Below are 12,352 nucleotides of genomic sequence, written 5' to 3' on the forward strand. Positions count from 1 at the left end.
GGTGACGGTCCTCAGTTGACGGGACCCGTAAACCGCTCGCCGGGTCCCTGGCCGGGGGCGTCCGGGTAGCGCGAGGCCTCCCGGAACGCGAGCTGCAGGGTGCGCAGGCCGTCGCGCAGCGGCGCGGCGTGCTGCGAGCCGATCTCCGGGGCCGCGGCGGTGACGAAGCCGGCCAGCGCGGTGATGAGCTTGCGCGCCTCGTCGAGGTCCTTGAGCTCCTCCGCGTCCTCGCCGGCGGCGAGACCGCACTTCACGGCGGCGGCGCTCATGAGGTGCACGGCCGCGGTCGTGATGACCTCAATGGCGGGGACCTCCGCGATGTCGCGCATCTGCTCGTCGACGGCGCTGACCGTCTCCTGCGGGATCTCCTGGCCGGACCGTGCGGCGTCGTCGTCGAAGCGGAAGGTGTTCTCGGAAGTCATGGCCCAACTCTGCCACACCGCTGTCCGCGGCCTGGACCGTCCCGGCCCCGCCAGCACTATCCTGCTGGGGAGGCCGGGGTGCGGCCGGGAGGAGGCGGGGACGCCGTGTGGATCGGGTGGATCGAGTTCGACGTGCTCCTGGGGGACGTGCACTCCCTGAAGGGCAAGCGCTCCGTGGTGCGGCCCCTCGTCGCGGAGCTGCGCCGCCGGTTCCCCGTGACCGCGGCCGAGGTCGGCCACCTGGAGCTCCACCGCCGGGCCCTGGTGGGCACCGCCGTGGTCGCGGCCGACGCCGCCCGCCTCGTCGAGGTCCTCGACGACGTCGAGCGCTTCGTCGCAGCCCGCCCGGAGACGGAGCTGCTCTCGGCCCGCCGGGCCCTGCACAGCACCGAGGACGAGTGACAGCGCGCACGCCCGCCGTTTCCCGAACCGGCGGCCCATGGGCTAGACTAGCCGGCAGTGTGCAAGTGGAGGAGACTCCCACCCGCGCCGGCCACGGTCCCCGATCCTCTCGGACGACCTGCCCACGGCCGCCGGGTCCGCGACGACATCGTCCGCACGACGGCACGGCCGGGAGTTCCCGCGTCCGCGCCGTCACGCAGCGCGCCACCCCCGGGTGGCGCACCGATGAGCCTCCGCTTGCCGACCGCAGCGGGGGCTTTTGTCGTTGCGGACCGGACCGAACCATGAGGTCCCCGGAAACCTCCGGGCGACCACGCAGAACATCAGGAGCACGGCATTAGCGATCCACGTATCAATGACAGAATCCGAGTCCCCGAAGTCCGTCTCGTCGGACCCGCAGGCGAGCAGGTCGGCATCGTCCGCGTCGAGGACGCACTGAGGCTGGCCCGCGAATCGGATCTCGATCTGGTCGAGGTGGCGCCCAACGCCAAGCCGCCGGTGGCCAAGCTCATGGACTTCGGCAAGTACAAGTACGAGGCCGCGGTCAAGGCCCGGGAGTCGCGCAAGAACCAGACGAACACGGTCCTCAAGGAGGTCCGGTTCCGGCTCAAGATCGACACCCACGACTACGAGACCAAGGTCGGCCACGCCAAGCGGTTCCTCGGGGCCGGCGACAAGGTCAAGGCCATGATCCAGTTCCGCGGCCGCGAGCAGCAGCGCCCCGAGATGGGCGTCCGCCTGCTCGAGCGCTTCGCGAACGACGTCGCGGAGGTCGGCGCGGTCGAGTCGAGCCCCCGGGTCGACGGCCGCAACATGGTGATGGTCGTGGGCCCGCTGAAGAACAAGGCCGAGGCCAAGGCCGAGGCGCGCCGCCAGAAGCAGCGCGACGAGGCGAAGGCCGAGAACGAGCGCAAGGCGAAGGACAAGATCGACACGTCCTCCGCGGCGCCCGTGACCCAGTCGATCGGGGACGCGTTCCCGGCCGAGCTGCGCGAACGGGCCGGGCAGGCCGAGGAGCCGGTGCAGCAGCCGGCCCCGGAGCCCGAGGTCCAGGAGCCGGCACCGGCCCCCGAGGTCCCGGAGACGGCGCAGGCCGCCACCCCCGAGCCCGAGGTCGCCGAGCCGGAGGTGCCCGAGGCCGTCGAGACCCCGGAGCCCGAGGTCGTCGAGGCCCCGGCGCCGAAGGCCGCCCCGAAGCCGCCGGCCCCGAAGGCCCCGGCGCCCAAGGCCCCGGCCGCGGCGCCGAAGGCCCCCCGGCCCGGTCCCAAGCCGGGCGCCAAGCCCGGGCCCCAGGCCTGAGCGGCGCACGACCTTCCGCGCGAGCGGAGCAGAACTGACAGCGCCCCGCGGCGCGCAGCCGGTCCCGGCTGCGCCCGGGGGCACCATGGAGGTGCGGCGGACGTCGCCGTGCCCTCCGGTGGCCACCACCGGAAGAAACGCAAGGAGAGCGGCCACATGCCGAAGATGAAGACCCACAGCGGGGCGAAGAAGCGCTTCAAGCTCACCGGTACCGGCAAGGTGAAGCGCCAGCAGGCCAACCGCCGCCACTACCTGGAGCACAAGTCCTCGCGGCTGACCCGCCGCCTGGCCTCCGACCAGATCGTGGCCCCCGGCGACGCCAAGGTCATCAAGAAGATGCTGGGCAAGTAGTCCCCACCGCATCCCCCGGGGAGTCCGACTCCCCGCCCCGCACAGATTTGACCTCCCGGCCGCGCGGCCGGGACCGAAGTGAAGGAGTACACACGTGGCACGTGTGAAGCGGGCGGTCAACGCCCACAAGAAGCGCCGGGAAATCCTCGAGCAGGCCTCCGGCTACCGCGGCCAGCGCTCGCGCCTGTACCGCAAGGCGAAGGAGCAGGTCACCCACTCGTTCGTCTACAGCTACAACGACCGCCGGAAGCGCAAGGGCGACTTCCGCCGGCTGTGGATCCAGCGCATCAACGCCGCGGCCCGCGCCAACGGCCTGACCTACAACCGCTTCATCCAGGGCCTCAAGGCCGCCGAGGTGGAGGTCGACCGCCGGATGCTCGCCGAGCTGGCCGTGAACGACCAGCAGGCGTTCGCCGGTCTGGTCGAGATCGCGAAGAACGCCCTGCCGGAGGACACCTCCGCGCCGCGCGAAGCCGCCGCCTGAGCACAGTCGGAGCAGTGAACCTCACGGAGCGCCTGGCCTCCCAACCGATGTCCAACCCCCGAGCCGATCGGGTCAGGGACGTCGCGGGACTGGCCGGGCGCTCCGCGCGTTCCAAGCGCGGGCTGTTCCTCGCAGAGGGCCCGCAGAACGCCCGCGAGGCCCTCGCCCGGCACCTGGAGTCCCCGTGCGTGGACGCCGCCTACGTCACCGAGGACGCCCTGGGCCGCCACCCGGACATCGCCGCCCTCCTCGAGCGCGTGGCCGAGGACCGCTCCGTGTTCGTGCGCCTCGTGACGAGGGAGGTCCTCGCCGCGATGAGCGACGCGGTGACCCCGCAGGGCGTCGTCGTCGTGTGCCGCCCCCTCGACGCGGACCTCGGGGCCGTGCTCGCCGCACGGCCGCGGCTCGTGGCCGTGCTCGCCCGGGTCCAGGACCCCGGCAACGCCGGCACCGTGCTGCGCGCGGCGGACGCCGCCGGCGCGGACGCGGTGGTGCTCACCGCCGGCAGCGTGGACGTCTACAACCCCAAGACCGTGCGCTCGACCGCCGGCTCTCTCTTCCACCTGCCCGTCGTCGTGGGCGCCGACCTGCCCGCGCTGCTCGGGGCCGCCCGCGCCGCCGGGTGCGGTGTGCTGGCCGCCGACGGCCACGGGGACGTCGACCTCGACCGCCTCCAGGACGCCTCCGCCGCCCGGGCTGCCGGCGCGGACGGGGTCGACACCGCCTACGACCTGGCCCGCCCCACCGTGTGGCTCTTTGGCAACGAGGCCCGGGGACTGTCCGAGGAGGAGAAGGCGCTGGCCGACCACCGCGTCGCCGTGCCGGTGCACGGCCGGGCGGAGTCCCTCAACGTGGGCACCGCCGCCACCGTGTGCCTCTACGCCTCGGCCCGGGCCCAGCGGCGCCCCGGCGCCTGGGACGGGCAGTGAACCCGTGACCGCACCGTTGCCCGCCGCCCCCCGCACCCAGGTGGTCGGCGCCGCCCTCCTCGACGACGCCCGCCGCCCCACGGCCTTCCTCGCCGCGCAGCGGGCCTACCCCGAGACCCTGCGGGGCCTGTGGGAGTTCCCCGGCGGCAAGCAGGAGCCGGACGAGAGCTGCGAGCAGGCCCTGGTGCGGGAGTGCGCCGAGGAGCTCGGCGTGGACGTCCGGCTGCTCGCGGAGGTGCGAGGACCGCACGCCCAGGGCTGGCCGCTCAAGGACACCGCGGCGATGCGGGTCTGGACGGCCGTGGCCGCCGGCGGCGACCCCCGGCCCGTGGTGGGGGAGGACCACCTGGCCGTGCGGTGGCTCCTGCTCGACGACCCCGCCGCCGCGCTCGAGCTCCCCTGGATCCCGGCCGACCTGCCGATCGTGCACGCCCTGCTGGACCACCTGCGGGGCTGAGCCGGTCCGTGCCGGCCGACCCGCAGGGTCCGGCACGACCACGTCCTCCGGTGGCCGGGCGGGCCGTGGCGGGTCAGGGGGGGCAGCGCGCGCCGGTCAGCCGTGGTGCCGGGGGACGGGGGCGTAGCCGCCGTCGGCGAGACCGGCCCCGATCTCGAAGGGGTTGCGGTGCGCCGGGTGCCCGCAGCGCAGCACCGACCACCCCGCGGCCAGGAGGTAGGCCGGCAGGAAGGGCAGGCCCAGCCACTGCGCCCACTGGGTCGCGTGGCGGGACTCGTGGGCCACGAGCCGGGGGCGGGCCGCGACATCGTCGACCCCGGCGCGGAACAGGACCACGTTGCCCACGGTGAACGCCCCGGCCCGCGGCAGCCGGGGCCGGTAGCCGAAGCCCAGGAGCAGCCCCTCCGGTCCGTGGACCACCTTCGTCCGGGAGGCCGCGGCGACCAGCAGCCCCAGCGGGGTGGACAGGTTCGTCATGTTCCACACCTGGCGCAGGCGCGCCGCCCGGCTCAGTTCGGGTGTCATGGCACCAGCGTAGATCCGCTCGGCACCCCGTCCGGGTCGACGATCGCCACGCCTGCGATCACCCGGGCACGGACGCAGCGGGGCAGTGCCGGCACTCCTCCGCGCCGGACGGCGCCGCGCTCCGGTACCACCGGGTCATCGACGTGCCGGAGAAGCGGTGGGCGGACCCTGCGGCCCGTGCCATAGACTGGAACACGCCCGCGATCCGTGCCGATCCGGGCTTTCCCGTGCTCCATGTCCCACGGACCGTGGGACGGCGTGCGCGGACGACCCCGTCCCCGAGCCGAAGAAGTCGCCAGCTGATGTCTGAACTGCCACCCGAGACCGCCCCGAGCGGCGCGGTCGACCCGACCGACGAGGCCGCGGTCGCCGCGGCCGTGGAGGCGGCCCTGGCCGCCGTCGGAAACGCCCAGGACCTCGACGAGCTCAAGGAGGTCCGGCTCGCCCACGCAGGGGACCGGTCCCCCCTGGCGCTGGCCAACCGGCAGATCGGCTCCCTGGACAAGTCGCAGAAGTCCGCGGCCGGCAAGCTGGTCGGCCAGGCCCGCGGCCGCGTCAACCAGGCGGTCGCCGCCCGCACCACGGTGCTGGAGGAGGAGCGGGACGCCCGGATCCTCGTCGAGGAGGCCGTGGACGTCACCGCCGCCGGCCGGCGCCGGCGCCTGGGTGGCCGGCACCCGCTGACCAACCTCATGGAGCGCGTCGGCGAGACGTTCGTGGCCATGGGCTGGGAGGTCGCCGACGGACCCGAGGTCGAGTCCGAGTGGTACAACTTCGACTCCCTCAACTTCAAGCCGGACCACCCCGCCCGGGAGCTGCAGGACACGTTCTTCGTGGACCCGCCCGGGGCGCACCTCGTGCTGCGCACGCACACCTCGCCGGTGCAGATGCGCACGCTGCTCAGCCGCGAGCTGCCGGTCTACGTCGTCGTCCCGGGGCGCACCTACCGCACCGATGAGCTCGACGCCACGCACACCCCGGTGTTCCACCAGGTCGAGGGTCTGGCGGTGGACAAGGGGCTGTCGATGGCCGACCTCAAGGGCACGCTCGAGCACTTCGCCCGGCAGATGTTCGGCCCGGAGGCGAAGATCCGGCTGCGGCCCAACTACTTCCCCTTCACCGAGCCGTCCGCCGAGCTGGACGTGTGGCACCCGAACGCCAAGGGCGGGCCGCAGTGGATCGAGTGGGGCGGCTGCGGCATGGTCCACCCGAACGTGCTGCGCGCGGCCGGCATCGACCCCGAGGTCCACTCGGGCTTCGCGTTCGGCATGGGCATCGAGCGGACCCTGATGTTCCGCAACAACGTCCCCGACATGCGCGACATGGTCGAGGGCGACGTCCGCTTCAGCGAGCACTTCGGGATGGAGATCTAAGACATGCGAATTCCTTTGTCATGGCTGCGCGAGCACGCCCCCGTCCCGGCGGACGCCACCGCCGAGGACGTCCTGGCCGCCCTGGTGACGGTGGGCCTCGAAGAGGAGGACGTGCACCGTCCCGCCGACCACTTGAAGGGCCCGGTCGTGGTCGGCCAGGTGCTGTCCAAGGAGCCGGAGACCCACTCCAACGGCAAGACCGTCAACTGGTGCACCGTCCGCGTGGTCCCCGAGGGCCAGGAGCAGACCCTGACCGGCGAGGGCATCGACCCCTCCGGTGTGCAGGGCGTGATCTGCGGGGCCCACAACTTCGAGGTCGGGGACAAGGTCGTCGTGACCCTGCCCGGCGCCGTCCTGCCCGGGGACTTCAGGATCTCGGCGCGCAGGACCTACGGCCACACCTCCGCCGGGATGATCGCCTCCGTCCGCGAGCTCGGCATCGGCGAGGACCACGACGGCATCCTGGTGCTCTCGACCCTCGGCCTGGACCCGGAGCTCGGCACGGACGCCCTCGAGCTGCTCGGCCTCCACGACGAGGCCGCAGAGATCAACGTGACCCCGGACCGCGGCTACGCGTTCTCGATCCGCGGTGTGGCCCGCGAGTACTGCCACGCCGTGCACGAGCCCTTCACCGACCCGGCCGGGACCGTGGCGCCCCGGGTGCCCGCCCCCACCGCGGACGGCTTCCCCGTGGCCGTCGACGACGACGCCCCGATCCACGGCAACCCCGGGTGCACCCGCTTCGTCGCCCGCACGGTGACCGGCATCGACGCGAGCGCCCCCACACCCCCGTGGATGTCGGCGCGGCTGCGCCTGGCGGGGATCCGCTCGATCTCCCTGCCGGTGGACGTCTCCAACTACGTGATGCTCGAGCTCGGCCAGCCGCTGCACTTCTACGACCTCGGGACGCTGACCGGCGGCATCGGGGTCCGCCGGGCGGCGCCGGGCGAGACCCTGACCACCCTGGACGGCAAGCGGCGCGCCCTGGACCCCGAGGACCTGCTGATCACCGACGGGTCCGGGCCGATCGGCCTGGCCGGGGTCATGGGCGGGGCGGCCACCGAGGTCTCGGACGCCACCGTCGACGTCCTCGTGGAGGCGGCCCGCTTCGACGAGGTCTCGATCGCCCGCACCACCCGCCGGCACCGGCTGCCCTCCGAGGCGTCCAAGCGCTTCGAGCGCGGCGTGGACCCGCAGATCGCCCCGGTGGCCGCCCAGCGCGCCGTGGAGCTGCTCGTGGAGCTGGCCGGCGGCACGGCCGGGCCCGGGGTCACCGACGTGGACGCCACCACCGCCCCCGCGCCCATCGAGCTGCCCTGGGACCACCCCGGCCGCCGCACGGGCGTGGAGTACACGGCGGAGCAGGTCGTCGCGACCCTCACCGAGCTCGGCGCGCAGGTCGAGGCCACCGACGACGGCTGGCGCGTCGTGCCCCCGTCGTGGCGGCCCGACCTGGTCGAGAAGGAGGACCTGGTCGAGGAGATCGCCCGCCTCGTGGGCTACGACGCGATCCCCTCACGGCTGCCCGTGGCGCCCCCCGGGCGCGGCCTGACCGCCGAGCAGCAGGCCCGCAAGCGGGTGGCCGACGCGCTCGCGGCCGCCGGGCTGACCGAGGTGCTCGCCTACCCGTTCGTCGCGCAGGCGGACAACGAGCTGTGGGGTGCCCCCGAGCCCGGGGTCCCCGTGCTGTCGGTGAAGCTGGCCAACCCGATCAGCGAGGCCCAGGGGATGCTGCGCGTGTCCCTGCTCCCGGGTCTGCTCGAGGTGCTGCGGCGCAACACCTCCCGCGGCTTCCGCGACCTGGCGCTCTACGAGGTCGGGCGCGTCTTCCGCCCCGGCGAGCAGCTCGGCAGCAGGAGCATCCCGCCGCTGGGGGCGCGCCCGGACCCGGCGGTGCTCGAGGAGCTCGAGGCCGGCCTGCCCGCCCAGCCGCGCCACCTCGCCGCGGTCCTCGCCGGGAGGGACGCGGCCGAGGGGCCGTGGACCGCGCCGCGCGCGTTCGACTGGCAGGACGCCCTCGACACCGCCCGGCTGGCCGCCGAGGTGCTGGGGGTCGAGCTGACCGTCCGCCAGGGCACCCACCAGGCGTTCCACCCGGGCCGCACCGCGGTGCTCGCCACCGCCGACGGCACCCCGCTGGGCTACGCGGGCGAGCTGCACCCGCAGCTCGTCGCAGCGCAGGACCTCCCCGAGCGGACCGTGGCGATGGAGCTGAACCTCAGCTCGCTCACCGCGGCCGAGTCCGGTGTCGTCCAGGCGCGCCCGATCTCCGGCTACCCGGCCGCCACGCAGGACGTCGCGCTCGTGGTGGACGCCTCCGTGCCGGCCGCCGAGCTGCGGGCCGCGCTCGAGGAGGGCGCCGGGGAGCTGCTCGAGGACGTCCGCGTCTTCGACGTCTACCAGGGCCCCGGCATCGAGGAGGGCCGGAAGTCGGTCGCCTTCGCGCTGCGCTTCCGGGCCCCGGACCGCACGCTGACCGCGGACGAGGCCTCCGCCGCCCGCGAGGCGGCCGTCGCCGTCGCCGCCGAGCGCCACGGCGCCGTGCTCCGCGGCTGAGCGGCCCCGCCCGGACGGCCCGCCCCCTCCGGGGGTCGGGCCGTCCGTCGTCCCCGCCCCGCCCGGGCGGTAACACTCGCGAACGCCAGGGAGTGCGCCGTCGACTTCGGTACTGTGGCACCGGGTCACCGGCCGCGATCCCGGCGTTCGCGACCGACCCCCCTTCCCCGACCCCGTTCCAGGAGCGCAGCATGACCGAGGAGACCACCGACCGCCAGGAGCCGTTCTTCGCCTTCGACGACGAGCAGGACGAGCAGGACGGGCGCGCCCGCCGGTCGATCGCCTGGAAGCCGACGGCCGTGGGCCTGCTGGGGCTGCTCCTGGGCCTGGTCCTCGCGGTGAGCGCGGCCCTCGCCTGGGACGACTCCCGCAGGCTGGCCGGCTACGCGGACCGGTCGTGGGTGATCTCGGGGCAGTACCAGGACCTCACCAACGACCTGCAGACCAAGACCTATAACCCCATCTACCGCGGGGTGCTGCCCGCGGACGAGGCGGTCGCCGAGCAGCCCTTCGACTCGGGCCTCGCCGACCCGCGCGTCCCGGAGGCGGGGGAGGAGATCGTCTTCCGCGGCACGCAGACGGGCTCCGGCGAGGACGACTTCCACCAGGAGGCCGACGCGCTGCTCGCCGTCGAGGACGGCACCCTCCAGGTGGTCGAGACGGCCGAGGCGGGCGAGTTCGGGGACGGCGTCACCGCGGGCACCATCGCGTGGCAGCGCGTCCAGGCGGCCCTGCTGCTGCTCGCCGGTCTCGCCGCGGCCGGGGGCGGGGTCTGGTTCGCCCGCCGGCTCTACCGCCGGGAGCACTGACCGGCCGGCCGCCCGCGCGGCGCAACGGGCCCCTGCCGGACGCACACCGTCCGGCAGGGGCCCGTTCCCGTCGGTGCCCGGGGCGGGTCAGGGCAGGGCGGGCAGCTCCCGGCGGAGCAGCCACGCGTCGAGCAGGCCGTCGACCTCCGCCCACCGGTCCCGGGGCACGAAGCCCCGCAGGTGCTCCCGGAAGCCCTCCGTGCTCACCCACCCGTCCCGGTTGGCGGTGGCCCAGCCGCGCAGCAGGGCGCGGAAGGCGTCCTCGCCCACGGTCTCCCGGATCGCGTGGACGGTGAGGGCGCCCCGGACGTACACCACGTCGTCGAAGAGCCGCACCTGCCCGGGATCGCCGATGACGAGGTCCTGGCGCATCTTGGACAGGGTCCGGTGGGCCTTCTCCGCGTGCCAGCGGGCCGGCCTGTCGCCGGAGGCCTCGGACCAGATCCACTCCGCGTAGGACGCGAACCCCTCGTTGAGCCAGATGTCCTGCCACGCGGAGAGGACCAGGCTGTTGCCGAACCACTGGTGGGCCAGCTCGTGCGCCACGAGCCGCTGCTCCTCCCAGTCCGTGCCCAGCTGGTTCTTCCCGAACACGGAGCACGCGTAGCACTCGAACGGGTCCTCGAGCGACTCGTCGACGACCACCACGGTGTAGCTCGGGAAGGGGTAGGGGCCGAACCAGTCGTTGAACACCTCGATCATCCGGCCCTGCTCCGCGAAGGTCTTCTCCGCCTTCTTGCGCCGCTTCCTGGAGCACACCAGGTACTGGGGGACGCGCGAGCCCGAGAGCTCGTGCCGCTCGTACGGGCCGATCTGCACGGTGGCCAGGTAGGGCGGCAGCGGCACCCGGGACGTGTACACCCAGTGGCGCTCGCCGTCGCGCTCCACCACGGACTCCAGCTCGCCGTGGACCACCACCTCGTAGTCGGCGTCCGCGTGCACGGCGACCCGGTAGGTGGCCTTGTGGGAGGGGTGGTCCACGCACGGGAACCAGGTGGACGAACCGGTGGGCTGCCCGGCGACGAGCACGCCGTCGTCGAGCTCGGCCCAGCCGATCTCGCCCCAGGGCCCGTCCAGGGACTCGGGGTACCCCTCGTAGGCCACGGTGAGCGTGAACGCCTCCCCGGCGGCGACGACGCGCGGCAGGGTCAGCACGAGGCGGCTCCCGCGGTGGTCGGCGCGGACGCGGCGGCCGCCGAGCAGACCGCCGAGTCCGCCGGTGCCGAACCTGACGTCGGTCACGGCGAGCTCGGTGAGGTCCAGCTCGATCCGGTCCGTGTCGTGCAGCGCGCGGCAGGACAGGGTGGCGCGCGCCTCGAGGCCGTTGTCCTCCACGTCGTAGTCGAGGTCCAGGTCGTAGTGCTCCACGGTGGCCGCGCAGCACCCCACGAACGGGGTGTAGGGGTCCCGTGCGCCGTCGGCGCCGAGGAAGCGGTGCATCGGCGCGGCGCTCACGGGACCAGCAGCAGCTTGCCCTGGGCGGCGCGGGACTGGAGCAGCTCGTGGGCCTGCCGTGCCCGGTCGAGCGGGAACGTCTCGGCCACGCGGAGGGTCAGCGACCCGTCGAGCACCGCGTCGAACAACTCGCCCGCGCGCCAGTTCCGCTCCTTCTCGTCGAGCAGGTAGTCGTTGAGGGTGGGGCGGGTGAGGAACAGGGAGCCGTGCTGGGCGAGCCGCTGCGGGTCGAGCGGGGGCACCTGGCCGGAGGAGCCGCCGAAGAGCACCAGCATCCCGCGCCGGCGCAGCGCCCGGAGCGACTCGTCGAAGGTGTCCTTGCCCACCGAGTCGTAGACGACGTCGGCGCCGCGGCCGCCGGTGACCTCACGGACGTGCTCGGCGAAGCCCTCGTAGCCCACCAGGGCGAAGTCGGCCCCCAGGGAGCGCGCGGTCTCCGCCTTGGCCTGCGAGCCCACCAGGGCGACCACCGTGGCCCCGAGCGACTTCAGCAGCTGCACGGCGAGACCTCCGACCCCGCCCGCGCCCGCGGTGACGACGGCGACGTCGCCTTCCTGGACCGGGTACGTCGAGCGGACCAAGTAGTGCGCGGTGAGACCCTGCAGCGGGACGGCCGCGGCGACCTCGTCGGACACGCCGGAGGGCACGCGCAGGGCCTTGTCGGCGTCCACGAGGAAGGCGTCGGCGTAGGTCCGGGACGCCTGCGAGGTGGTGATCCGGTCGCCCAGGGCGAAGTGGCGCACCTCGGAGCCCACGCCCGTCACCACGCCCATGCCCTCGGAGCCCGGGGTGAAGGGGTGCTCCACGGGGTAGACGCCCTCGCGCTGGTACACCTCGATGAAGTTCACCCCCGCCGCGCGGGTCTCGACGAGCAGCTGGCGCGGACCGGGTTCGAGGTCCGGACGCTCGCCGAGGGTCAGGACCTCGGGGCCTCCGGCTCGCTCGACCATGACGCAACGGACCATGACGGGTACCTCCTGGACATCGCGGACGGGAACCCTGCCATGGTAGGCACGGAGTCCCGCCGCGCCCTCCCCGCGGGGGTCGCCCAGGGGTAGCGTGTGCACAAGAGGGGGCACGGAAAAGCCCCCGTAATCATCGAGATTTGCAGACGGGAAGCGTAGATTCGGGGGCAGAGCCGTTCCGGGGGGAGCGCGAGAGCGGCCGTGGTCGATCCGAGCGGGGGGATCCTGATGTGCTCCGACGAGGCGCACCCGCGCCCCGCTCCGCCGGCCCTTCCCCCGTAGCGTGCATAAATATTGAAGACCATGCATAACTTTGAGCTAGAGT

13 protein-coding genes are annotated in these 12,352 nt (G+C 73.9%); 9 read left to right on the forward strand and 4 right to left on the reverse strand.

What is annotated here, in order from left to right; all coding sequences use genetic code 11:
• Positions 1–11: 11 nt before the first annotated feature.
• Complete coding sequence (locus RF647_RS04560; protein ID WP_144836326.1) at positions 12–422, reverse strand: DUF1844 domain-containing protein; 411 nt, start codon at positions 420–422, stop codon at positions 12–14.
• A gap of 105 nt (positions 423–527) precedes the next feature.
• On the opposite strand from RF647_RS04560, the gene RF647_RS04565 reads away from it, so the two are divergent.
• The 6 genes from RF647_RS04565 (at position 528) to RF647_RS04590 (ending at position 4,344) form a co-directional block, all read left to right on the forward strand.
• On the forward strand, positions 528–824 hold the full coding sequence (locus RF647_RS04565) for a DUF503 domain-containing protein (RefSeq protein WP_017832893.1): 297 nt from the start codon (positions 528–530) through the stop codon (positions 822–824).
• 351 nt (positions 825–1,175) lie between these two features.
• Complete coding sequence (gene infC / locus RF647_RS04570; protein WP_368810725.1) at positions 1,176–2,123, forward strand: translation initiation factor IF-3; 948 nt, start codon at positions 1,176–1,178, stop codon at positions 2,121–2,123.
• A gap of 156 nt (positions 2,124–2,279) precedes the next feature.
• Positions 2,280–2,474 carry a 50S ribosomal protein L35 gene (rpmI, locus tag RF647_RS04575; RefSeq protein ID WP_017832891.1) on the forward strand — a complete coding sequence of 65 codons (195 nt, stop codon included), beginning with the start codon at positions 2,280–2,282 and terminating at the stop codon, positions 2,472–2,474.
• A 94-nt stretch (positions 2,475–2,568) separates the two neighbouring features.
• On the forward strand, positions 2,569–2,958 hold the full coding sequence (gene rplT / locus RF647_RS04580; RefSeq protein WP_031282709.1) for a 50S ribosomal protein L20: 390 nt from the start codon (positions 2,569–2,571) through the stop codon (positions 2,956–2,958).
• A 14-nt stretch (positions 2,959–2,972) separates the two neighbouring features.
• A complete protein-coding gene (locus RF647_RS04585; protein ID WP_368810687.1) occupies positions 2,973–3,887 on the forward strand; it encodes a TrmH family RNA methyltransferase in 915 nt (304 codons plus the stop codon).
• A 4-nt stretch (positions 3,888–3,891) separates the two neighbouring features.
• Complete coding sequence (locus RF647_RS04590) at positions 3,892–4,344, forward strand: (deoxy)nucleoside triphosphate pyrophosphohydrolase (protein WP_368810688.1); 453 nt, start codon at positions 3,892–3,894, stop codon at positions 4,342–4,344.
• Positions 4,345–4,440: 96 nt separating this feature from the next.
• Here the strand turns inward: RF647_RS04590 and RF647_RS04595 are convergent, their stop codons facing one another.
• Positions 4,441–4,869 (reverse strand): DUF4157 domain-containing protein, encoded by a 429-nt coding sequence (locus RF647_RS04595; RefSeq protein ID WP_368810689.1) that lies wholly within the window; start codon positions 4,867–4,869, stop codon positions 4,441–4,443.
• Positions 4,870–5,171: 302 nt separating this feature from the next.
• Here RF647_RS04595 and pheS point away from each other — a divergent pair, with 302 nt between their 5' ends.
• The 3 genes from pheS (at position 5,172) to RF647_RS04610 (ending at position 9,607) form a co-directional block, all read left to right on the forward strand.
• Positions 5,172–6,242 carry a phenylalanine--tRNA ligase subunit alpha gene (gene pheS, locus RF647_RS04600; RefSeq protein WP_368810690.1) on the forward strand — a complete coding sequence of 357 codons (1,071 nt, stop codon included), beginning with the start codon at positions 5,172–5,174 and terminating at the stop codon, positions 6,240–6,242.
• 3 nt (positions 6,243–6,245) lie between these two features.
• Positions 6,246–8,798: a phenylalanine--tRNA ligase subunit beta gene (gene pheT, locus RF647_RS04605; RefSeq protein WP_368810691.1), complete on the forward strand. Its 2,553-nt coding sequence runs from the start codon at positions 6,246–6,248 to the stop codon at positions 8,796–8,798.
• Between the two features lie 191 nt (positions 8,799–8,989).
• Positions 8,990–9,607, forward strand: coding sequence for a hypothetical protein (locus RF647_RS04610; protein WP_368810692.1), 618 nt, complete (start codon positions 8,990–8,992; stop codon positions 9,605–9,607).
• An 87-nt stretch (positions 9,608–9,694) separates the two neighbouring features.
• Here RF647_RS04610 and RF647_RS04615 read toward each other — a convergent pair whose 3' ends face one another.
• Both RF647_RS04615 and RF647_RS04620 read right to left on the reverse strand, forming a co-directional pair.
• Complete coding sequence (locus RF647_RS04615; protein WP_368810693.1) at positions 9,695–11,062, reverse strand: M1 family metallopeptidase; 1,368 nt, start codon at positions 11,060–11,062, stop codon at positions 9,695–9,697.
• Positions 11,059–12,027, reverse strand: a complete 969-nt coding sequence (locus RF647_RS04620; RefSeq protein ID WP_336649996.1) for a quinone oxidoreductase — start codon at positions 12,025–12,027, stop codon at positions 11,059–11,061. Before RF647_RS04620 ends, RF647_RS04615 begins: the two co-directional genes overlap by 4 nt.
• Positions 12,028–12,352 lie beyond the last annotated feature (325 nt).

It is taken from the genome of Kocuria sp. CPCC 205263 (assembly GCF_040981075.1).
GTDB lineage: Bacteria > Actinomycetota > Actinomycetes > Actinomycetales > Micrococcaceae > Kocuria > Kocuria rosea.